At 66.8% G+C, this 22,786-nt stretch carries 18 protein-coding genes and 1 pseudogene; 15 read left to right on the top strand and 4 right to left on the bottom strand.

Annotation, left to right across the window (positions count from 1 at the left end; genetic code table 11):
• Positions 1-138: 138 nt before the first annotated feature.
• Entirely contained in the window at positions 139-936 is a 798-nt protein-coding gene (gene cobA, locus BBA01S_RS30570; protein WP_027819768.1) for a uroporphyrinogen-III C-methyltransferase, read from the top strand.
• 27 nt (positions 937-963) lie between these two features.
• On the opposite strand, the gene BBA01S_RS30565 is transcribed toward cobA, so the two are convergent.
• The 3 genes from BBA01S_RS30565 to BBA01S_RS30555 form a co-directional block, all read right to left on the bottom strand.
• Positions 964-1,728: a glycosyltransferase family 2 protein gene (locus BBA01S_RS30565; RefSeq protein WP_027819767.1), complete on the bottom strand. Its 765-nt coding sequence runs from the start codon at positions 1,726-1,728 to the stop codon at positions 964-966.
• An 80-nt stretch (positions 1,729-1,808) separates the two neighbouring features.
• A complete protein-coding gene (fabG, locus tag BBA01S_RS30560) occupies positions 1,809-2,525 on the bottom strand; it encodes a 3-oxoacyl-ACP reductase FabG (protein ID WP_027819766.1) in 717 nt (238 codons plus the stop codon).
• 78 nt (positions 2,526-2,603) lie between these two features.
• Positions 2,604-2,888, bottom strand: coding sequence for a phosphopantetheine-binding protein (locus BBA01S_RS30555; RefSeq protein WP_281177009.1), 285 nt, complete (start codon positions 2,886-2,888; stop codon positions 2,604-2,606).
• Between the two features lie 547 nt (positions 2,889-3,435).
• Here BBA01S_RS30555 and BBA01S_RS30550 point away from each other — a divergent pair.
• The 13 genes and pseudogenes from BBA01S_RS30550 to BBA01S_RS30490 all read left to right on the top strand — a co-directional run bounded on the left by BBA01S_RS30550 (position 3,436) and on the right by BBA01S_RS30490 (position 19,935).
• A complete protein-coding gene (locus BBA01S_RS30550) occupies positions 3,436-4,089 on the top strand; it encodes a COG4648 family protein (RefSeq protein WP_042298164.1) in 654 nt (217 codons plus the stop codon).
• 53 nt (positions 4,090-4,142) lie between these two features.
• A complete protein-coding gene (locus BBA01S_RS30545; RefSeq protein WP_027819763.1) occupies positions 4,143-5,933 on the top strand; it encodes an AMP-binding protein in 1,791 nt (596 codons plus the stop codon).
• Positions 5,930-6,916, top strand: a pseudogene (locus BBA01S_RS43460) (LpxL/LpxP family acyltransferase); the annotation flags it as partial. The gene BBA01S_RS30545 and the pseudogene BBA01S_RS43460, both read left to right, overlap by 4 nt.
• 125 nt (positions 6,917-7,041) lie before the next feature.
• Positions 7,042-7,722 (top strand): outer membrane lipoprotein carrier protein LolA, encoded by a 681-nt coding sequence (locus BBA01S_RS30535; RefSeq protein ID WP_027819762.1) that lies wholly within the window; start codon positions 7,042-7,044, stop codon positions 7,720-7,722.
• Between the two features lie 37 nt (positions 7,723-7,759).
• Complete coding sequence (locus tag BBA01S_RS30530) at positions 7,760-10,285, top strand: MMPL family transporter (RefSeq protein WP_027819761.1); 2,526 nt, start codon at positions 7,760-7,762, stop codon at positions 10,283-10,285.
• Positions 10,282-11,184 (top strand): polysaccharide deacetylase family protein, encoded by a 903-nt coding sequence (locus BBA01S_RS30525; RefSeq protein ID WP_027819760.1) that lies wholly within the window; start codon positions 10,282-10,284, stop codon positions 11,182-11,184. Before BBA01S_RS30530 ends, BBA01S_RS30525 begins: the two co-directional genes overlap by 4 nt.
• Before the next feature lie 78 nt (positions 11,185-11,262).
• Positions 11,263-12,477, top strand: coding sequence for a beta-ketoacyl-[acyl-carrier-protein] synthase family protein (locus BBA01S_RS30520; RefSeq protein WP_027819759.1), 1,215 nt, complete (start codon positions 11,263-11,265; stop codon positions 12,475-12,477).
• 27 nt (positions 12,478-12,504) lie between these two features.
• The gene (locus BBA01S_RS30515; RefSeq protein WP_027819758.1) at positions 12,505-13,350 is read left to right on the top strand and encodes a beta-ketoacyl synthase chain length factor; all 846 of its coding nucleotides are present in this window, start codon (positions 12,505-12,507) and stop codon (positions 13,348-13,350) included.
• Positions 13,347-13,880: a hotdog family protein gene (locus tag BBA01S_RS30510; protein WP_027819757.1), complete on the top strand. Its 534-nt coding sequence runs from the start codon at positions 13,347-13,349 to the stop codon at positions 13,878-13,880. Before BBA01S_RS30515 ends, BBA01S_RS30510 begins: the two co-directional genes overlap by 4 nt.
• Complete coding sequence (locus BBA01S_RS30505) at positions 13,877-14,179, top strand: hypothetical protein (RefSeq protein WP_027819756.1); 303 nt, start codon at positions 13,877-13,879, stop codon at positions 14,177-14,179. Before BBA01S_RS30510 ends, BBA01S_RS30505 begins: the two co-directional genes overlap by 4 nt.
• Positions 14,180-14,475: 296 nt before the next feature.
• Positions 14,476-15,108 (top strand): DUF2760 domain-containing protein, encoded by a 633-nt coding sequence (locus tag BBA01S_RS30500; protein WP_027819755.1) that lies wholly within the window; start codon positions 14,476-14,478, stop codon positions 15,106-15,108.
• Positions 15,105-16,949: an Hsp70 family protein gene (locus tag BBA01S_RS30495; protein ID WP_027819754.1), complete on the top strand. Its 1,845-nt coding sequence runs from the start codon at positions 15,105-15,107 to the stop codon at positions 16,947-16,949. The genes BBA01S_RS30500 and BBA01S_RS30495 overlap by 4 nt, the downstream gene beginning before the upstream one ends.
• A gap of 139 nt (positions 16,950-17,088) precedes the next feature.
• Complete coding sequence (locus BBA01S_RS30490; RefSeq protein ID WP_027819753.1) at positions 17,089-19,935, top strand: Hsp70 family protein; 2,847 nt, start codon at positions 17,089-17,091, stop codon at positions 19,933-19,935.
• 597 nt (positions 19,936-20,532) lie between these two features.
• Here BBA01S_RS30490 and BBA01S_RS47145 read toward each other — a convergent pair.
• On the bottom strand, positions 20,533-20,679 hold the full coding sequence (locus tag BBA01S_RS47145; protein ID WP_156966139.1) for a hypothetical protein: 147 nt from the start codon (positions 20,677-20,679) through the stop codon (positions 20,533-20,535).
• A gap of 882 nt (positions 20,680-21,561) precedes the next feature.
• Here BBA01S_RS47145 and BBA01S_RS47140 point away from each other — a divergent pair.
• Complete coding sequence (locus tag BBA01S_RS47140; protein WP_156966138.1) at positions 21,562-22,563, top strand: RipA family octameric membrane protein; 1,002 nt, start codon at positions 21,562-21,564, stop codon at positions 22,561-22,563.
• Positions 22,564-22,786: the final 223 nt, after the last annotated feature.

Genomic DNA, 22,786 nt, shown 5'->3' with positions numbered 1-22,786 from the left:
CGCATTGAAGCGAGCATCGAGAGCAATCGAGCGCTCGCCCCCACGAACGGACAACGGCGTCCCCTCGTCATCACAGACGGGCGGACGCCGTTTGCATTTGAAGCGCAAGATAGCGATAGCGCAGGCAGAGGACGCAACATGAACCACACGACGCACGCCAAAACCGGAACGGTCACCTTATTGAGCGCAGGCCCGGGCGACCTCGATCTCCTCACGCTCAAGGCGGCGAAGGCGCTCGCTCGCGCGCAGATCGTGCTGCTCGACGACCTGGTCAATCCCGAGATCGCCACGCTCGCACCGCAGGCGCGCATCATCCGGGTCGGCAAGCGCGGCGGCTGCCGCTCGACGCCGCAGGCGTTCATCGAGCGCCTCATGGTGCGCTATGCGCGCAAGGGTCAAGACGTGGTGCGCGTGAAAGGCGGCGACGCGCTGCTATTCGGACGCGCAGGCGAAGAGTTCGCGGCGCTGCATCGCGCAGGCGTGAAGTTCGAAATCATCAACGGGGTGTCATCGGCGTTCGCGGCGGCGGCGGGCATGGGCGTCTCGCTCACCCATCGCGATCATTGCCAGGGCGTGATCTTTGTAACGGCGCATTTGCGCGACCATAGCGAGCCGGACTGGCAAGCGCTCGCGGCCACGCGCATGACGCTGGCGATCTATATGGGGATGAGCCGTATCGAAGGACTGTGCGCGACGCTCGCGCAGTCGCTTGCCAAGGAAACGCCCGCTGCCGTGGTGCAATGGGCGGGTAGCGCGAAGGAGCGCCGCGTGATGGGCACGCTCGGTACGATCGCAGAACTGGCGCAGGCGGCGGGACTGGGCAGCCCCGCGATCATCCTGGTGGGCGATGCCATCGGCGAAGCGATTCCGCTGGCTGGATCGTTCAGCGGATTCGATGCGCACGCAACGACCTTGCCCGCGCTGCGTCGCGCGTAACGCTTAACGCTTAACGCCTGAAGCCCGCTAGCGCAGCACCTTCTTCGCCATCAGCAACGGCAGCCGCACGCCGAAGCCCGCAACCAGGCGCAGATGCATCCACGACAGCAGCAGGTTGTCGCGCGCGTAATTGAAGTGCGAGACGCCGCCTTCGTGCGCGCCGAAGTAGCGCACGGGGGCCTCGATCTGGATGGGCCGCACGCCCGCCCAGCACAGGCGCACGGCGGCTTCGGGATCGAAGTCGAAGCGGCGCATCCACGACTGGCGCTGCATGATCTCGACAAGCGGCGCAATCGGATAGACGCGAAAGCCGTACAGCGAATCGCCGATACCGGCCCACAGCGTCTCGAAGTCCGCGAAGAAGTTGGACACGCGACGGCCCTGCACGCGCAGTTGCGGCGCGCTTGCGTCGAACTTCGGCACGCCCAGCACCATCGCATCGGGATCGGCCTGCGAGGCGGCCATGAAGCGCGGAATCAGCCCGGCGGGATGCTGGCCGTCCGAATCCATCGTCAGCACATGCGTGAAGCCGCGCGCCGCCGCCGCTTCCATGCCCGCGAGCACCGCGCCGCCCTTGCCGCGATTGGCGGGCAGCACGATCACATGCAGGCCGGGATCGTCGGCGGCCATCGCTTGCAGGCGCTCGGCGCTGCCGTCCGTGCTGCCGTCCACGACAACCCAGACGGGGTTCCATTGCGCGCGCGCGCCGCGCACGGTTTCCTCGACCTTCGCGCCCGGGTTGTAGCTCGGGATCAGGACGAGATGGGTAGTGGAGGCGATGGGCGTGGACATGGCAAACGCAATACTGACAAAGTTGGATGACCCGGCGAAGGCGCAACAGTCGCTGCCGTCACGACACGCCTTACCGTGGCTTACGCCAGGCCGCCGTTGATCGACAACACCTGGCCCGTCACATAGGCGGCGGCGTCGGAGACGAGATAGGCGACCATGCCGGCCACCTCCTCGGGCTGGCCGGCGCGCTGCGCGGGCACGAGCTGCTTGATGCGCTCGGCGGGAAAGGCGTCCTGCACCATCGGCGAGGCGATGATGCCGGGCGCAATCGCATTCACGGTGATGCCGCGCGACGCGACTTCGAGCGACAGCGCCTTGGTCGCGCCGATCAGCCCGGCCTTGGCCGCCGAATAATTGACCTGACCGCGATTGCCCATCACGCCCGCCAGCGAGGCGATATTGACGATACGCCCGCGCCGCGTGCGGATCATCGGCAACAGGAGCGGCTGCGTGACGTTGAAAAAGCCGTTGAGCGACACGTCGATCACGCTGCGCCACTGCTCGCGCGACATGCCCGCGAGCGGTGCATCGTCGTGAATACCGGCGTTGTTGACGAGAATCTGCACCGGCGCGTCTTCGATCAGGCCTTCGAGCGCGGCTTGCGCGGCGTCGGCGTCGGTCACGTCGAAGGCAATCGCGTGGGCCTTGCCGCCCGCATCGACGATGCGTTGCGCGGCGGCCTGCGCGTCGGCAAGACGCCGGTTCGCGTGCACCCAGACTTCATGGCCGGCCGCAGCCAGCGCGGCGCAGATCGCCTGGCCGAGCGCCCCGCTGCCGCCCGTCACGAGCGCGCGCATGGGTTTGTCGTTGTGCATCTGTGCTCCCCCCGTTGAATCGGCGCGTCGAGTTGAGAATCGATCTCGACTTGCCGCGCCTTAGCGCGTGCGATGCGCCTCGACGTAGGCGGCCAGCGCGCCCAGCGTCGCGAAGATTTTTTCGTTATCCGGATTGTCCGAACGCAGCTCGAAACCGTACTTCTTCGAGATCAGCAGCGCGATTTCCAGAATGTCGATGGAGTCGAGCCCGAAGCCCTCGCCGTAGAGCGGGGTTTCGGCGCTCACGTCGTCGATCGACACGTCTTCGAGGTTCAGTTCACCGACGATCAGCGTGGCGAGTTCGTGTTCCAGTGGATTCATGTGCGTGCGGTGCGTGGCAATCAGGGACACAGAGGGACACGGGGTTTGCAACGCTGCAATGGGCCGATGGCCCCTGGCCACCTGCCTGTGCCGCGCCTCATGTCAGGCGCCAGCCCCCCGTCAGCCCTGATTTTAGGGTTCGTTTGGTAAAAGTTACGCGGATTCTAGACGAAGGGTATCGGTGCGTATACGGGGAGGCCTTCCGAAAGGTTACAGAGGATCGGGCACGCGCCGCGCTCGTTTCCGGACGCAAACTCGCGCAGCGCCTGAACGTGACAGGCCGCATCCCGTTTAGTCGCCTGCAAGCGCCATTCCCCATGTCATACAAACGGTTACAAACCGTCCGGAAGGCTTACCGAGGATCCGTCCCAAGCATCTTAAAATACGCCTGCCCTGAATTCGGGGCCTGGGATTCATATGACATAACGCATTTCGTGACCCGGGCCACTATCCCGAAAGCGTTCTGAAAACTAACGGATACAACATCGACCATGCTCCGCCCCGCCCTTCACCGCCGCCTCTCATCGCGCTGCCACGCAGTGCGCGATCTGGCGCGTCCGGGAGGCCGGCCATGACATTCAGCGGATTTTTGCGGGCGTTGCTGGCAGTCGCGGCCGTGGCCGCGTACCAGGTGCTTGCGCATCACGCCGTCGCCACGCCCGACTCGCACGGTCTGGGACTGGCGATGGCGCTGTTGCCGCCCGTGCTGCTCGCGCTGGGCGCAGCGGCACGTTCGCCGCGCCGCGCCGTCTGGCTGACGCTCTGGATCGCCGGTGCAGGGGCGCTTTGGGGAGCGCGCACGCCGCTTGCTCAGCACTTTGAATGGGGCCTGTACCTTGAACATGTGAGCTTCAATCTGGGCATGGCGCTGGTGTTCGGGCGCACGCTCGCGGCGGGGCAAACGCCGCTGGTCTCGCACTTCGCGGCGATGATTCGCGGTGTGGCCCCGGCGGCGCTCAAGCCTGCGATCGCGCGCTATACGCGCCGGGTGACGCTGGCCTGGACGGTGTTTTTCGTGGCGATCGCGGCGGTTTCGACGCTGATGTTCGCCTTCGCGTCGATTGTCGACTGGTCGACCTTTGCGAATTATCTGGCGCTGCCGCTGGTGGCCGCGATGTTCGTCGCCGAGCACGCGGTGCGTCGCTTCGCGGTGCCCGGCGAGAAGCAGTCCGGAATGATGGACGCAATCCGCGCCTACCGGGCCACGTCGCAAGCCTCATCATGAATGTCGGGCCGATGCGCCATCGCGCCGGCCCTTGTTTCCGTATCAACCGATTTATGCCGACTCAACCGCTGGTCTTTCACACTTCGCCCCGCCAGGTCATCGCCTGGCGCGACGGCTCGCCAGTCACGGTGCGCGCGTTCCTCGCCGAGGTTGCGCGGGTCGCCGCTGCGCTGCCGCCGGGCGGCCACGTGTTCAACGTCTGCCGCGACCGCTACCGCTTCGCGGTGAGCCTGTGCGCGGCGCTCGTGACCGGCCGCATCAGCCTGCTGCCGTCCACGCACACGCCCGAAATGGTGCGCCAGCTTGCGAGTTTCGCGCCCGATGCGTTCTGCCTGCACGACACCGCCGATTGTGCGATCGACCTGCCGCGTTTGCGCTACCCCGCCGAACCCGAAACAACCGAAGCGCCCGAAGGCGAAGCCCGCGTCGACGACGACGCGCCCTTCGACGTCCCGCAGATCGACCCCGCCCGCGTGATGGCCTACGTGTTCACGTCCGGCTCGACCGGCGCGCCGGTGCCGCATCGCAAGACGTGGGGCTTCCTGGTGGCGAACGTGAAGGCAGCGGCGGCGCGGCTCGGCCTGACCGATGAGGAAGGCCACGCGCACACCATCATCGGCACGGTGCCCGCGCAGCATATGTACGGCTTCGAATCGACGGTGCTGCTCGCGCTGATCGGCGGCCTTGCGTTCAGCAACCGCCAGCCGTTCTATCCCGAGGACATCCGCAGCGAACTCGCCGCCGTGCCGCAGCCGCGCGTGCTGGTGACGTCGCCGATCCATCTGCGCGCGCTGCTTGCCAGCGACGCCGCGTTGCCCGAAGCCGCGCTCGTGCTGAGCGCCACCGCGCCGCTCGCGGAAAAGCTCGCCAGCGAGGCCGAAGCGCGCCTGCATGCGCCGCTCATCGAGATCTACGGCAGCACCGAAACCGGCCAGGTCGCCACGCGCCGCACCGCGAAGGGCGCCACGTGGGCGCTGTTCGACGACATTCGTCTGGAGGCGCGCACCGACGACAACGGCGCAGCCGACGAAGGCCCGACCATGTGGGCCTCGGGCGGCCACGTCGAAGTGCCGGTGCCGATGGGCGATGCGCTCGAAATGCTCGACGCGCAGCACTTCCTGCTGCACGGCCGCAAGAAAGACCTCATCAATATCGCGGGCAAGCGCACGTCGCTCGCCTACCTGAACCATCAGCTCAACGCGATCGAGGGCGTGATGGACGGCGTGTTCTTCATGCCCGACGACAGCGCTCACGGCACGCGCGAAGGCCGCGAGCCGGTCACGCGCCTGGTCGCGCTGGTGGTCGCGCCGTCGCTCGACGCCACGCATCTGCAACGCGCGCTGCGCGAGCGCATCGACGCCGCGTTCATGCCGCGCCCGCTCGTGTTCGTCGATACGCTGCCGCGCAACGAGACCGGCAAGCTGCCGCACGATGTGCTCGCCGCGCTGGTCGCGCAGCATACGCGCGGCGCGGCGTCGCCCGCTGGCAAAGCCGGTGAACCCGCTGAGCCTGGCAAAGCCGCCCTCAGCTTCACGGTGCCCGCCGATCATCCCGCGCTGCCCGGCCACTTCCCGGGCCACCCGATCGTGCCCGGCGTGATGCTGCTCGACCACGCCATCGACGCGATCGGCGCGGCGCTCGCGCGCCCCGTCGACGGCTGGCGCCTGAGCGCGGCGAAGTTCCTGAGCCCGGCAGCCCCCGGCGAGGCGCTCGATCTCGCCTTCGATACGCAGGCGAGCGGCTCGGTGCGCTTTACCGTGCGCGCAGGCGAACGCGATGTCGCGAGCGGCACGTTGTCGTTGACGCATAGCGCAACAAACTCGCAGGAAGGGCCACAGCCATGACCCAGCAAAACCAGACCAATCCGAACAATTCGAACAATTCGAACAACAATCGCACCGACTGGGCGCAGCGCGAAGAACGCGGCAGCGCCCTGCTGCTGCGCACGATGACGTGGCTCTCGCTGCGCATGGGCCGCCGCGTGGCGCGCGGCCTCGTGCATCTCATCGCGCTCTATTTCGTGCTGTTTTCGCCACGCGCGCGAGCCGCGTCGCGCGACTATCTGCGCCGCGTGCTCGGCCGCCCGGCGAGCTGGGCCGACCTCTACCGCCACGTCTTCACCTTCGCGGCGACGATCCACGACCGCATCTACCTAATGAACGAGCGCTTCGACCTGTTCGACATCAGGCCGCAGGGCCATCACCTGGTGGACGAAGCGCTCGCGGGCGGGCGCGGCGCGTTCCTGATGGGCGCGCACCTGGGCAGCTTCGAAGTGGTGCGCGCGCTCGGCCGCACGCATCCGTCGCTGCGCGTGGTGGTGACGATGTTCGAAGAGAACGCGCGCCGCATCAACGCGACGCTCGCCGCCGTCAATCCCGCCGCGCAGCCCGAAGTGATTGGCCTCGGCCAGGTGGATTCGATGCTGCGCGTGAGCGAGCGCCTGGACGAGAACTGCATGGTGGGCATGCTCGCCGACCGCACCCTGCTCGCCGACGACACCGCCGCGCTGCGCCGCATGGCCTTCCTGGGCGAACCGGCGGCGTTCCCGCTCGGCCCGCTCTACATGGCCGCGATGCTCAAGCGCCCCGTCATCTTCATGACCGGCCTCTATCGCGGCGGCAACCGTTACGACATCCACTTCGAAACGCTCGCCGATTTCACGCACACGCCGCGCGAAGCGCGCCAGGCGGCTATCGACGCGGCGCTCGTGCGCTATGTCGCGCTGCTCGACCGCCATTGCCGCGCCGCGCCCTATAACTGGTTCAACTACTTCGACTTCTGGCAGACGGCGCAGGCCAAGCCGACGAGCGCCGAGCTTGCCGTCGCCCGGCTCGCACCGGTTGGGCCGAAGGCGCAGAATGCGCAGACTTCGCGCAACCCAAACCCGACGCGAACCCACGCGCGCCGCGACAAAGCCACGGCCAGCCTGACCCCACGAGAGACTTCCGACGCATGAGCGCCTTCCGTCTTCATCGCCTTCGTTTGCAATGCGTGCTTGCTGCGGTGCTGCTCACCAGCGCGGGCATCGCAGTCGGCGTTGCACATGCCGCGCAGCAAGCCACACAAGCCGCACAAGCCACATCAGCCGCCAGCAGCGACTGGACGCTCGACCGCCTGATGTCGACGCTTGCGCAGCACAAGTCGGGCCGCGCCGCCTTCACCGAAACGAAGTACCTGTCGATCGCGACGCAGCCGGTCGAATCGTCGGGCGAGTTGTCCTTCGTCGCGCCCGACCACCTGGAAAAGAACACGCTCAAGCCCAAACCCGAGCACCTGGTCGTGGAAGGCGACATGCTCACCGTCGATCGCAACAACCACAAATACACGCTGGCGCTCGCGCGCTATCCGGAGCTGGGCGCGTTCATCGAGAGCATCCGCGCGACGCTCACGGGCAACCGTCTTGCGCTGGAGCAGACCTACCAGGTCGCGCTCGCGGGCAGCGGCGACGACTGGACGCTCACGCTCACGCCGCGCGATTCGCAGATGCGCAAGACGGTCAGCTCGATCACGCTCGAAGGCACGCGCGACCTGCTGCGCAGCGTCGCGATCCAGCAGGCGGGCGGCGACCATTCGCTGATGCAGTTGCGGCCGCTCACCGCGTCCGCTGCTGCGTCGGAGCCAGCTTCGAACTGAGCCGCGTGCGTTCGCACCCGCGCCACGGCTGATCCGTATGAACGCCCCGCTCCCTCCCCTCAGTCGCTCGCGTCGGGCACTGCACGCGCTGCAACGGCGCGCCGTGCTGATCTGGCTGCTGTTCCTGCTCGCCTGCGCGGGCGCGATTTCCCGCGCGCATTTCAGCGCCGACCTGTCCGCGTTCCTGCCGGGCGCGCCCACGGCGGGCCAGCGCGTGCTGGTCGACCAGTTGCGCGACGGCGTCGTCTCGCGGCTGATCCTTGTGGGCGTCGAGGGCGGCGACACCGCCTCCCGCGCGCAGATTTCGCGTCGAATCGCGGGAACGCTGCGCGCCGATCCGCAATTCGCGGCAGTCCATAACGGCGAAGCCGTCAACGACGCGCGCGACCAGCAATTCGTCTACGCGCACCGCTATGCGCTCAGCCCCGCCGTCACGCCGCAGCGCTTTACTGCCGACGGCCTGCACGCGGCGCTGGGCGACAGTCTCGACCTGCTCAGTTCGTCGGCGGGACTGATGGCCAAGGATCTGCTGCCGCACGATCCGACTGGCGAAGTCGCCGCGCTCGTCGGCCAGCTGGACGGCGCGGCGCAGCCCGCGACCCGCGACGGCGTGTGGGCCTCCCGCGACGGCGCGCGCGCCGTGCTGGTCGCGCAGACCGCCGCCACAGGCTCCGACACCGACGCCCAGGCCCGCGCCATCGACGCCATCCAGCGCGCGTTCGACACCGCCACGCAGGCGCTGCCGCAAGCGTCCCGCTACCGCATCGACCTGAGCGGCCCCGGCGTGTTTGCAGTGCAGACGCGCGACGCGATCCGTCATGACGTCGAGCGCATTTCCGCGCTCAGCCTCGTGCTGATCGTCGCGCTGCTGCTCGCGCTCTACCGCTCTCCGCGCACGCTCGTGCTCGGCCTGCTGCCGGTGCTGTCGGGCGTCGCGGCGGGGATCGCGGCCGTGAGCCTTGCGTTCGGCACGGTGCACGGCATCACGCTCGGCTTCGGCACGACGCTGATCGGCGAGGCCGTCGATTACTCGATCTATCTGTTCGTGCAATCGGCTCAAACGCACGCGCGAGCGCCTGCGGGCGCGCGCGACGAAGACACGCTGCGCGCCTGGGTCGCCGCCTACTGGCCGACGATCCGGCTGGGCGTGCTGACGTCCGTGTGCGGCTTCGCGTCGATGCTGTTCTCGGGCTTTCCGGGCCTCGTGCAACTGGGCGCGTTTTCGATTGCGGGCCTGGTGACGGCGGCGCTGGTGACACGCTTCGTGCTGCCGCGCCTGCAAGGCGGCCCGGTCGCGATGCGCGATGTCACACGCCTGGCGTCCTGGCTCGCGCGCGCCGCGCAGGCCGCGCCGCGCCTGCGCTGGGCGCTCGCGGCGCTGGCGCTGGCCGCGGTCGCGGTGCTCGCGCTGCATCGCGACGTCCTGTGGAGCCACGAACTCTCGTCGCTCAGCCCGGTTCCGGCGGCCAGCCAGGCGCTCGATGCGCGGCTGCGCGCCGACGTGGGCGCGCCCGACGTGCGCTATCTCGTCGAGATCCCCGCCGCCAGCGAACAAGCCGCGCTCGAAGGCGCGGAAAAGATCGGCGCGCAGTTGCAGCCGCTGGTCGATCGCGGCGTGCTCGCGGGCTTCGAAAGCCCGGCGCGCTACCTGCCGAGCGCAGCCACGCAGCGCGCGCGCATGGCGAGCCTGCCGGACGCCGCCACGCTCGCCGCGCGCATGCGCGAAGCGCTCGCCGACCAGCCGATTGCGCTCAAGCCCGACGCCTTCGCCCCCTTCCTCGCCGATGTCGCCGCGGCCCGCACCGCCGCGCCGATCACACGCGCCGACCTGCGCGACACCTCGATGGCGCTGGCCGTCGACGCGCTGCTCACGCGGCGCGCGGACGGCGGCTGGAACGCGATGCTCGCGCTGCGCGCCCCGGACGGTGCGACCCACGCCGACACGTCAAGCCTCGACGCCGCGCCGATCCGCGCCGCCGTTGCGAATGCGCAGGTGCCGGGCGCCCTCTTCGTCGACATGAAAACCGAGGCCGATCACCTCTACGCGAACTACGTACGTGAAGACCGGCGCCTTTCGCTCGCGGGCTTTGCGGCGATTGCTGTGCTGCTGGCCATCGCGCTGCGCTCGGCGAAGCGGGCCGCGCGCGCGCTTGCGCCGCTCATCGCCGCCGTGCTGGTGGTGGCGGCGGGCTTCGCGCTGGCCGGCGTGCCGCTCACGATCCTGCATCTCGTGGGCATGTTGCTGATCGTCGCGGTGGGATCGAATTACGCGCTGTTTTTCTGCAAGCACGACGAGGTGTCGGGCCATGCGAGTCACGCAAGCCACGCCATCGCGCCGGGCACGCTGGTGTCGCTGCTGGTCGCCAATCTCGCGACGGTGGCGGGCTTCGGCCTGCTGGCGCTCTCGCATGTGCCGCTGCTCGAAACCTTCGGTCTCACGGTCGGGCCGGGCGCGATGCTCGCGCTGGCCTTCGCGGCGATTCTCGCGCCGCAGGCCGCTCGCGCTGCCCCCGCGCCTGCGGTTGCGCCCGCGGTTGGCACGCGCGAGGAGAAGCGCGCATGAACGCCCCGGCTCCGCTTCAGTCGAGCTACGCGCCGCGCCGCTGGAGGCCCGCGCCGCTCATCACCGGCACGGCGGCGCTGCACGTCGGCGCGGCGGCGGCGATGCTCGTGCAACCGGCAACGTGGCCGTGGGCGACGGGCAGCGTGATCGCCTCGCATCTCGTGCTGACGGCGGCGGGCCTCTGGCCGAAGAGCGCGCTGCTTGGCCCGAACTGGACGCGGCTGCCGCCATCGCAAGACGCGAACGACCGGATCGCCCTGACCATCGACGACGGCCCCGACCCGGAAGTCACGCCGCGCGTACTCGACCTGCTCGACGAACACGGCGCGCGCGCGACGTTCTTCTGCATCGGCGAGCGCGCGCAGCGCCACCCGCAGATCGTCGAGCAAATCACCGCGCGCGGCCATGCCGTCGAGAACCACAGCCAGCGCCATCGCCATCACTTTTCGCTGTCGGCGCCGGGCGCGCTGCGACGCGAAATCGAGGCCGGACAGCGCACGCTCACGCAGATCACCGGCACGCGGCCGCTGTTTTTCCGCGCGCCCGCGGGCCTGCGCAATCCCTTCCTGGAACCGGTGCTGTGCGACCTGGGCCTGCAACTGGCGAGCTGGACGCGGCGCGGCTTCGACACGCGCGAGCGCGACGCGGGCAAGGTCACGCAGCGCCTGCTGGACGGCCTCGCGCCGCGCGACATCCTGCTGATCCACGACGGCCACGCGGCGCGCGACGCGGACGGTGCGCCCGTGGTGCTCAAGGTGCTGCCCGAGCTGCTGCGCGCCGCCGCCCAGGCGCAACTGCGCTGGACGACGCTGCGCGAAGCGCTTGATGAAAACACACCAAAGAACGCGCCAATCCCCGTCCAGAAGGCGATTGACGCCACGCCGTTTGATAAAATTTGACGCATATCAACGCGTGATCGCGCTGCACGGCGCTCACGCATTCAGCCCATCATTTAGCCCAATACCCAGACGACCTTCGTGAACCCACTCCTGCTCTCGCACTTCACCGCCACCAGTTGCCTCGGGCGCGGTCTCGACGCGATGCTGGCCGCCCTGCGTGGCCAGCGCGGCGGCCTTGCGCCGTGCGATTTCGAGCGCGCCGACCTCGACACCTGGATCGGCAAGGTCGACGGCGTGGACGATGTGACGATGCGCGCCGATCTCGCGAACTACGACTGCCGCAACAACCGCCTCGCGCAAATTGGCCTCGAACAGGACGGCTTTGCCGCGCGCGTCGCGGCGGCGGCGGCGCGTTACGGCGCGGATCGCGTGGGCGTGTTCATGGGCACCAGCACGAGCGGCATCCTCGAAACCGAGCAGGCCTATCGCACGCGCGACCCGCAAAGCGGCGCACTCGCGCCGGGTTTCCATTACGCCGAGACCCACAACCCCTATTCCGTCGCCGCATTCGTGCGCGCGTACTGCGCGCTGCGCGGGCCGGCGACGTCGATCTCGTCGGCGTGTTCGTCGGGGGCGAAGGTGTTCGGGTCGGCGCGGCGCATGATCGAAGCCGGCCTGATCGACGCGGCGGTGGTGGGCGGCGTCGATTCGCTGTGCCTCACGACGCTGTACGGCTTCAACTCGCTCGAACTGCTGTCGCGCGAGCCGTGCCGCCCGTTCGACGCGAACCGCAACGGCATTTCGATTGGCGAGGCGGCGGCGTTCGCGCTGCTGGAACGCGTGCCCGCCGATGCCGAACTCGCCGACGATGCGGTGCTGCTGCTCGGCGTGGGCGAATCGAGCGACGCGCACCATATGTCGTCGCCGCATCCGGAAGGCCTGGGCGCACGCACGGCCGTCGAGCAGGCGCTGGCCACGGCGGGCCTCGCGCCGCACGACATCGGCTACATCAACCTGCATGGCACCGCCACGCCCAGCAACGACGCCGCCGAAAGCCGCGCCATGGCCGCGCTGTTCGACGGCACGCCGTGCAGTTCGACCAAGGGCGCGACCGGCCACACGCTGGGCGCGGCGGGCGCGCTGGAAGCCGTGGCCGCCGCGCTCGCGCTGCGTCACCGCTTCATTCCCGCCGGCGTGAACACCACGCAGCCCGACCCCGAACTGGGCCTGAACTACGTGCTGCAAAGCCATGACGCCGATATCGACGCCGTGCTGAGCAATTCGTTCGGCTTCGGCGGGACGAATTGCAGCCTGGTGCTGGGGAACGGCCGTGGCCGTGGCCGCGCGCGCTGAAACCTGCTTCATGTGGACGACACTGCAATGAAACTGAACGCCTGCATCGAAAGCATCGGCCTGATCGGCCCGGGCCTGCCCGACTGGCCTCACGCCGCCGACGTGCTCGCGGGACGCGCGCCCTACGAGAGCGCGCGCACGGCGCTGCCACAACCCGCCTCGCTGCCTTCCGCCGAGCGCCGCCGCACCGGCCCCGTCGTGCGCACTGCGCTGGCCGTGGGCCACGAAGCCGTGGCAGCGAGCGGCCGCGACGCGACCACGCTCGCAACCGTGTTCGCGGCCTCGGGCGGCGACGGCCAGAATTGCCACGCGATCTGCGAAACGCTCGCGGGCGAAGACCGCCAGCTTTCGCCCACGCGCTTTCACAACTCCGTGCACAACGCGCCCGCCGGCTACTGGAGCATCGCGGCGCAGGCGCGGGCCACCTCGAACGTGCTCTGCGCCTACGACGCGAGCTTCGCGGCGGGCCTGCTGGAAAGCTTGTGCCAGGTCGCCGTCGACGGCGTGCCGAGCCTGCTGATCGCCTACGACGCCGACTATCCGGAACCGCTGCACGCGGTGCGCCCTATCGCCGATGCGTTCGGCGTGGCGCTCGTGCTTGCGCCGCTGGCGCACGGCGATGCCCAGTCGCGGCCCGGCCTCGCTCATATCGAGGCGCAATTGACGGACGCGCCCGCCACGCAGCTCGCATCGCCCGAACTCGAAGCCCTGCGCGCGGGCAATCCGGCCGCGCGCGTGCTGCCGCTGCTCGAAGCGATCGCGCAGCGCCGCGCGGCGAGCCTGGTGATCGACTATCTGCCGGAAACGCGCGTGCGCATCGACCTGAGCTTTCCGCCGACGCCCGCGCCGACCCCGACGGAGCCCGCGCCGTGAGCGCCGCCCCGTTGAACGCCGTGACGCTCGATCACGCGTGGATCGAGGCGCACATTCCGCACAGCGGCGCGATGTGCCTGCTCGACGGCGTCGAGGCCTGGGACGACACGCGCATCCGGTGCACGGCGACGAGCCATCGCGATGCGCACAATCCGCTGCACTCGCGCGGGCGGCTTGCTGCGGCGTGCGGCATCGAATACGCGGCGCAGGCCATGGCCGTGCATGGCGCGCTGGTCGGCGCCTGCGGCGGTGACGGCGGTGAAGGCGTTGCAGAAAGTCGCCCGCGCGTGGGCTTTCTCGCCAGCGTGCGCGGCGTCGAAGCCCACGTCGCGCGCCTCGACACCCTTCCCGGGCCATTGACCATCGAAGCCGAACGCCTGAGCGGCGACGGCACCAGCGTGCTCTACGCCTTCACCGTGCGCTGCGGCGCGCAGACGCTGCTCGCGGGCCGCGCCGCCGTGATGCTCGACGCATCGGGGCGGCTGCCCGGCGGCGGCGCCCCAGCCACCATCAAGGGAGAACCATCATGAAAAAACGTTCGCTTAGTTCGTATGCGCTGGCCGCGCTGCTGCTTGGCCTCGCCAGTTCGGCCGCACACGCCGATCTGCATGAAGTGAAAGAGGACATCAAGCACGACTCGAAAGAGGCCGCCCACAAGACCGGCGAGGCCGCGCGCGACTTCGGCCATGCGACCGCGAATGCGGCCAGGACGGTCGGCCACGGCATCGCGCACACGTCGCGCGAAGGCTGGGAGGCCACCAAGCGCACGACCAAGCGCGTGTTCCACAAGGACGGCGCCAAAGAAGACGCGCACGACGACGACGCGTGAACGCTGAAGCGGCGGCCGTGCGCCGCCGCTTCAGGCGCATCAAGCGCAGCAATCCCACAAAAATCGGCCCGCCGAACCCGCCGCCAGGCGGCTTTGCGGGCCCGAATCCCTCTGCCGGACGGCCAATTTGCCCGTCTCGCGCCCACAACAAGGCAAAATACGGGTTTTCGAGCCCGTGCGGGCTCATTTTTTCCTGCCGGTTTGGCCCCCACCCTTAGCAGACGCCGCCCGAGGACGTATCATCCGGGCCTCGCCTGCACGGGTAGACCGCGCGCGAGACCACTGGAGTAGCTTTAATGACCGAAACCAAGATTTCATTCGCAGGCCGCCTCGCGCTGGCCTTCGGATCGTTTTTCGCCATCCTCGGCAATGCCGAACTGGCCGCCGGCGTGCGCCGCCTGCGCAACGGCGAGACCTTTGATGCGCCTGTTTCCGCACCGGTAGCAGCCCCCGTCGCCGCGCCTGTCGCGCCGCAGCCCGCCCCTGTTGCACCCGTGGCGCCGGTTAAACCCGTCGCGCCGGTGGCCCCCGCTGCCGTCATCGAGGAAGCCAGCCCGCAATCGGCGCTGCAGCTGCTCGGCCTGCTTCAGCGCAACGCGCGCTTCGTCGATTTCGTCGAAGAAGACATCGCGGGCTACGCGGACGCCGACATCGGCGCGGCCGCACGCCTCGTCCACGAAGGCTGCCGCGCGACGCTGCGCGAGCACTTCACGATCCGCCCGGTGCGCACGGAAGCCGAAGGCAGCCGCGTGACCATCGCCGAAGGCTTCGACGCCACGGCGATCCGCCTGACCGGCAACGTGGTCGGCGCCGCGCCGTTCAACGGCACGATCAGCCATCGTGGCTGGCGCGTCGAGGACGTCAAGCTGCCGAAGCTCGTCAAGTCGCATGACGCCAAGGTTCTCGCCCCGGCGGAGGTGGAACTGTGAGCGAAGCCCGTTATTCCATCGGCATCGACCTTGGTACGACCCACTGCGCCCTCTCGTATGTCGATCTCACCGCCAGTGACGGCGAGAAAGCCATCCAGGACGTGCTGCCCATCACGCAGCTCACGGCGCCCGGCGCGATCGAATCGCCCGAACTGCTGCCCTCGTTCCTCTACCTGCCCAACGCGGGCGAGCTCACGCCCGGCGACCTGACGCTGCCCTGGACGGCCACGCGCGAGTACGCCGTGGGCGAGATGGCGCGCAGCCGTGGCGCGGGCACGCCGATCCGCCTCGTGTCGAGCGCGAAGTCCTGGCTGTGCCACCCGGGCGTCGATCGCCGCGCGGCGATCCTGCCGAACGACGCGCCGCCCGAAGTCGCGCGCGTGTCGCCGCTCGAAGCGTCGATCCGCTACCTCACGCACCTGCGCGAGGCGTGGGACCAGGCCGTGCCGGACGCGCCGTTCGTCGAGCAGGACATCACCGTGACGATTCCGGCCTCGTTCGATCCGGCCGCGCGTGAGCTGACCGCCGAAGCCGCCCAGGCCGCGGGCTACTCGCGCATGACGCTGCTGGAAGAACCGCAGGCCGCGCTCTATAGCTGGATCCAGAAGAGCGGCGGCGGCTGGCGCAAGGACGTGAAGGTCGGCGACATCATCCTCGTGGTGGACGTCGGCGGCGGCACGACCGACCTTTCGCTGATCGCCGTGGTCGAGCGCGAAGGCAATCTCGAACTGCATCGCGTGGCCGTGGGCGAGCACATCCTGCTCGGCGGCGACAACATGGATCTGGCGCTCGCTCACGTGGTCGCGCGCAAGCTCGCAGCGCAAGGCACCCAGGCCGATCCGTGGCAACTGCGCGCGCTCACCTACGCGTGCCGCTCGGCCAAGGAAACGCTGCTGACCGATGCGAGCGTGGACGCCGTGCCGCTCGTGGTGCCCAGCCGCGGCTCGAAGCTGATCGGCGGGTCGATCCGCACCGAACTCACGCGCGCGGAACTCACGCAGATCATCCTGGACGGCTTCTTCCCGCAGGTGGACGCCGCCGCGCGTCCGGCCGTGCGTACCCGCGTCGGCCTCACGCAGCTTGGCCTGCCCTACGCGCAGGATGCGGGCGTCACGCGCCATCTTGCGGCCTTCCTTGGCCGCCAGGTCGCGGCGCTCGCGGAAGTCGAAGGCTTCGGCGCACCCGCCGAAGGCGCGAGCTTCCTGCACCCCACCGCCGTGCTGTTCAACGGCGGCGTGTTCAAGTCGGAACTGCTCGCGGGCCGCGTGCTCGACATCGTCAACGGCTGGCTGGCTGGCGAAGGTGCGCCCGCCGCGCGACTGCTCGGCGGCGCGGATCTCGACCTCGCGGTGGCGCGCGGCGCGGCCTATTACGGCTACGTGAAGCAAGGCAAGGGCGTGCGCATTCGCGGCGGCACGGCGCGCGCGTATTACGTCGCGGTCGAGTCGGCCATGCCCGCGGTGCCGGGTCTGGAGCCGCCGGTGTCGGCGCTGTGCGTCGCGCCGTTCGGCATGGAAGAAGGCACGGATGCGCCGCTGCCCGCGCAGGAATTCGGCCTCGTGGTCGGCGAGCCGGTGCATTTCCGCTTCTTCGGGTCGTCGGTGCGCCGTCAGGATCAGGTCGGCACGATGCTCGATTACTGGTCGGCGGACGAGCTGCAGGAACTCGAAGAGATCCAGGCGACGCTGCCCACCGAAGGCCGCACGCCCGGCGAGATCGTGCCGGTCAAGCTGCACGCGCGCGTGACCGAAGCAGGCACGCTGGAACTCGAAGCCGTGCCGTCCGGCAGCCACGAGCGCTGGAAGGTCGAATTCGACGTGCGCGGCGGCGCGAGCGCCTAAGGCAACCTGAGGCAACTGAGGTACCCGAGGCGCTTGACACGCTTCAAGCGCCTCCCGCTCATGCGCCGCCACGGGGGAAGTACCGGCGGCGCACGAGCCACGTCCATCCAACCGCCAACCGAGTCAGCAATTGAGCGCGATGAAGCCATACGTCGTCGGTATCGACCTGGGAACGAGCAATACGGTCGTCGCCTACGCCGAAGCGGGCGGCGACGAAATCCGCGTATTCGATATCGAGCAGCTGACCGCGCCCGGCGAAATCGGCGCGCAGCCGCTGCTGCCGTCGGCGCGCTATCACGCAGCGCCTGGCGAGCTGCCCGCGGGCGCGCTGCAATTGCCGTGGCCCGCGCAGCAGGACGCTAACGCCAGCGCCGATCAAGCCGTCGTAGTCGGCCGCATGGCGCGCACGCTCGGCGCGCAGGTGCCGGGACGTCTGGTCGCCAGCGCGAAAAGCTGGCTCTCGCATGCCTCCGTTGACCGGCTCGCGCCGATCCTCCCCTGGGGCGCGCCCGACGACGTCGGCAAGGTCTCCCCCGTCGACGCCAGCGCGAGCTATCTCGCGCACGTACGCGCCGCGTGGAACCACCGTTTCCCGCACGCGCCGCTCGAACAGCAGGACGTGGTGCTCACCGTGCCCGCCTCGTTCGACGACGGCGCGCGCGCACTCACGCTCGAAGCCGCGCGCCGCGCGCAACTGCCCAAACTGCGCCTGCTGGAAGAACCGCAGGCCGCGTTCTATGACTGGCTGTTTCATCATCGCGAATCGTTGCAGGCCGAACTCGCGCGCACGCGCCTTGTGCTCGTGTGCGACGTGGGCGGCGGCACGACCGACCTCACGCTCATCCAGGTGCAGGTCGATGAAAGCGGCGAGCCGCGCCTGACGCGCATTGGCGTGGGCAACCACCTGATGCTCGGCGGCGACAACATGGATCTCGCGCTCGCGCACCTGGCGGAAAGCCGCCTTGCGGGATCGCAAGCCCAGCCCGGCAGGCTTTCTGCCGCGAGCCTGTCGCAACTGGTCGAGCGCTGCCGCGTCGCGAAGGAACAGTTGCTCGATGCCGAGGCGCCCGAATCAGTGGGCGTGACGCTGCTGGGCGCGGGTTCGAAGCTGATCGGCGGCGCGCGCACCACGCAGCTCACGCGCGAGGAAGCCGCGCGCATCGTCGTGGACGGCTTCTTCCCGGCGGGCGACGCCAGCGACCTGCCGCGCCGGGCGCGCGCGGCCATCGTCGAGTTCGGCCTGCCCTATGCCGCCGATCCGGCGATCACGCGGCACATCGCGGCGTTCCTGCAACGCTTCGCGGCGCAGTCGCGCGAGGCGCTCGGCCTGCCTGCGGATGAAGCTGCCGGGACACTGCCCGTGCCCGATACGCTGCTGCTCAACGGCGGCGTGTTCAATGCGCCCGCGCTCTCTGCGCGCCTGCGCGACACGCTGGGCGCGTGGCGCGACGCGCCGCTCACGGTGCTGCAAAACGATCATCCCGACGTGGCCGTCGCGCGCGGCGCGGTCGCCTTCGCGCTCGCGCGCAAGGGCCGCGCGCCGCGCATCGGCGGCGGCTCGCCGCGCAGCTATTTCCTCGTGCTCGACGAAGGCGGCGCGAACAACAACGCAAACGGCGGCGAGTCTGCGCAACGCGGCATCTGCCTGCTGCCGCGCGGCACCGAAGAAGGCCACGAAGTGCGGCTCGACGACCGCACGTTCGCGCTGCGTCTGGGCCATCCGGTGCAGTTCCACCTGGTCTCGACGGTCGCGGACACGCGCTGGAAAGCCGGTGAAATCGCCGACCTGTCGAATACGCAGGCGGGCGATTTCGTGCGCCTGCCGCCGCTCGCCACCGTGGTCGCGGGCCATCGCGACGATAACGACCATAAGGGCGGCCGCGAGCGCCCCGTCAAGCTCACCGCGCAACTGACCGAGATCGGCACGCTGGAGGTGCGCTGCATCGCCACCGACGATCCCGCGCAGCAATGGCTGCTCGAATTCCAGTTGCGCCGCGACGACCACGCGCGGCCGGACGCCGGTGCGCGCGTGCGTCATGCCGCGCTCGACGAGGCCATTGCACTGATCGAGCGCGTATTCGGCGCGAAGTCGGCCAAGGTCGATCCCAAGGAAGTGAAGCGCCTGCGCGCGCAACTCGAACATACGCTGGGCGCGCGCCAGAACTGGGACAGCCCGCTGCTGCGCGAACTGTTCGGCGCGCTGTGGGATCGCGCGGGACGGCGTCGCCGTTCTGCCGATCACGAGCGGCTGTGGCTGAACCTCGCCGGTTATTGCGTGCGGCCGGGGTTTGGTTATCCGCTCGACGAATGGCGTGTCGAGCAGCTGTGGATGCTGTTTGACGACGGCATCCAGCATGTCAACGACAGCCAGGTCTGGTCGGAGTGGTGGACGCTGTGGCGTCGCGCGGCGGGTGGCCTGAACGCCGAAGCGCAGGAGCAGGTGCTGGCCGCGATGCGCTGGCTGGAGGAAGCCGCTAGCGCGAAGCAGCACAAGCTGCCGTTCGATCCGTCGAAGCTCGGTCACGCGGATATGGTGCGGCTCTACGCTTCGCTGGAGCAGATCGATGCTGCAGCCAAGGTCGAGATCGGCGAGCAACTGCTTCAGCGCCTGCAAAAGTCTTCGGAGAATCACCAGAGCTGGTGGGCCGTCGGCCGCATCGGCGCACGTCTGCCCTTCTATGGCAGCGCGCATGGCGTCGTGCCGCCGGACGTGGCGGGAAGATGGCTCGATGCGATTCTCGCGCTCGACTGGAAGAAGGTCGAACCGGCGATGTTCGCAGCCGCTCAGATTGCGCGCATGACGGGCGACCGTTCGCGCGATATCGCGCCCGAGCTGCGCGAAACCGTGCTAAAGCGGCTGGAAAGCGCGAACGCGCCGCAAACGTGGATCGAGATGGTGCGCGAAGTCGTGGAGCTGGATAGCGCGGATACAGGACGCGTGTTCGGTGAGGCGTTGCCGGCGGGGTTGAAGTTGATGGGTGGGTGATGCGCCGTAAAACGAGACGCGCTTTGGTGGTTTTTTAAGTATCGAAGCGCGTTGTTTATCCGTTCATCCAGCTAAGCGCGCATTGGAAATGTCACGGTTGCGACGGGAATTGCGGCGCTGCTCGCTGCTGCTGTATTAGAACCTCCGTTGTTTCGTGCCTCTTTTCGCCTGATAACGCGCGTTGAATAGATGAAAAGCGCGTGAGTTCGCAATTGATCCAAAAAAGTCAAAGCGCGTGCCACTGTCAATGACCGGTTTGTGGAAGCCAAGAGCCTGGTCAAACCGGATCTTTGTCGCCAGGGTGCTTGAGTGTGAACCACCGCGGGCAATGCGCACGCGAGCAAGGTAACTGCAATTGTCGGGTGCGCAAGTATGTCAATGTTAGCGTTCAGTTGGCGAACGGCTGTTCGCCTTGCACTGTGCTTTACGGAAAGGCCGCTTATCGTGGGAGCGATCATGCAACTACACAACAACGACCGCCGGCCGAATGACAGCCTCTGCAGGCCGTCGTATTACCGACCAAGCGATAAGCGCACCCCTGCACCGCTTCATGGACGGCTACACGGCGTTGAACTGTTCGCCCGTAGAATCTAGACATTACAGAAAGAACGTCTTCATCCTGAAATCGCTGCGATGAGCGGTGCCGTGGTTATCCATGACCACGTAGGAGACGACCGGAAAGCCTTGCGAACAACGGGCATTAAGGCTTGCGCCGTATTGAATCAGCACTGCGAGCACCGACACGCTGTTGTACTGCTGATTACCTAGCGCCACTGCGATCGGGCTATACGTCAGTTGCGCGTATTACCCGCCGCCAGTTGTAACGGCGCAACTCAGGGTATAAACGGATGTCAAACATGCATAACTAAAACGCCCGCCGCTTTTGAATGCACTTCTTTTCCGAAAGCACAGATTTTCCGAGTAAGAGCGACGCACCCTGTACTTCCAGACCGCCAAACTTCGTACGGATTGGCTGCGCCATTCGGGAAATGTTGAGGTTCCCTCCCTGAATTGCTCGGAGAAAGGAACTTCATCCGGGCACGGCGAACTTCAGCCTCATCAGTCGATGCTCGGTCAACGCCCCGTTTTCACGATGGGACTTTCAGATAGTTCCGGAACGCCCCTCCAAACTGCAAACCTGCACTGACTTGCATAGATGGCAAATCAACCGCACAGCCTCATGCACACTCTAGCCAACCATTACATCCGCACTAGCTTGAAATCTGCGGTCAGCATGGGCTATGCGTTTCAAGTGGATTCGCCATTCGAATCGCAGAGTTTTCACTATTTCATAAGTTAATGTTCTTGCGCATACGATGCCTTTCGCATATGCAAAAAAATTACCACATTACACTTATAGAAATCTCAATTATTGCCGATAATTAGTTCGACGAGAAGGCAGTCCAGGAGGCTCACCCTGCCTCTCGTGGCCTAGGCTAGTGCTGTCCACGATGCGCAATAGGAGTCAGCCGCTGGCGGAGCGTTTACTCCTATCCACTCGTTTCCGCAAGCAAACTTCCGCTTAGAGCTAGCACAAACAAGATAACCGAGCAATTTTTAGAAATGCTCTGCCGCAGAAGTGCTTTTTTATTGTCGATTTTCTAGCGAATAAATTACACATACATCATGACCACAAAATTCAAACTTAGACGTGACACCCGACGTCCTCTGAAAAAAACTCATTCTCCCCTAAGACTGCGCCAAAGTCAGCGTTTGAACGCCGTCGGAGAACTGTATCAATTAACGATGAGTGGCCGTCAGTTCGAGATCGAACAGCTGATGCAGCGAAACAATTTTTTTATGGTCTTTCAGGGTGTGCTTCTCGCAGGGTTCCTACAAGCCCAGACGAAGGCACCACCAATTGTTACTCTCGCTGTATGCATCGTTGGAATTTGTTGCTCGTATTATCAACGTACGATGGCAACGGGTGCAAAGTTCTGGCAAGCACGTTGGGAATACGCTGCGAGTGCAGCTGAGCGAGAACTGCTCGACTTGATTTCAAGAGAAAATCATGTTTCTTATCAACTCCTTCTCTCTGGAACAAAATTCTCGGAGATGGTAGTCAAAGAAGATCTTATCCTAACCGCTGCGGAGCGAGCGGATAAAGAGTTCAGCATTGGACGCAGTAAAAGGCCACCCTTTCTCGACGTGTCCGAGCTAAAGCGCCATGACATGGAAGATGTGGAGAATAAAGCACTTTTTGAAAAAGTCACGCAGTCGAAGAGCGTCAACTCTGAAGATGCGAAGGACGTACTTTCGTTTCAAACGGATGCTTTTCGTCGCCAATTCGCCTCCGATAACATGTCTCTGCTCCGTTGTGAAGATCTAGAAATTCTCAAGCGGCGCTCAGTCAGTCGTATTCCAATCAAACTGGGGCTTGTCTTCTTAGTAGGATGGAGCCTAATCACCACTCAGGTTCTATATTGCAGCTTTGCTGAGCCCCAATTACCTGCGAATTGGCTCGGACAAAATGCAGTACATCGAATGCATCTAGCTTTCGCTGGGGCAGATGCGTCGCCGACTACCGTGATTGTTCAATTGCAGAACTCCGACTCACTGCCGGGTGCCACTAGACAATCTGTAACTCCTCCAGTTCTGCATCAATCGGAGATCAATCAAGGACATTGATCGCGAACAGGAACTTGGCGATATGCGCCCTTCCAAAGATCACTATCTCAAAAACGTCTAGGATCGCGGGCGCGTCGCCAAACCTGCGCTAGCGTATGGACACTGTCCACGATAGCAGTGAGTGACATGTCCGGCATCGCGCTTCGAATCGACAGCTTTGATCGCGTAAGACAACCGCCCGCGCCCCTGGTGATCGTTCAAGTTCCCTGCCTCGAATTTCACA

The organism is Paraburkholderia bannensis NBRC 103871 (assembly GCF_000685015.1).
GTDB classification, from domain to species: Bacteria; Pseudomonadota; Gammaproteobacteria; order Burkholderiales; family Burkholderiaceae; genus Paraburkholderia; species Paraburkholderia bannensis.
This window is presented reverse-complemented; position numbering and strand designations above follow the sequence as displayed.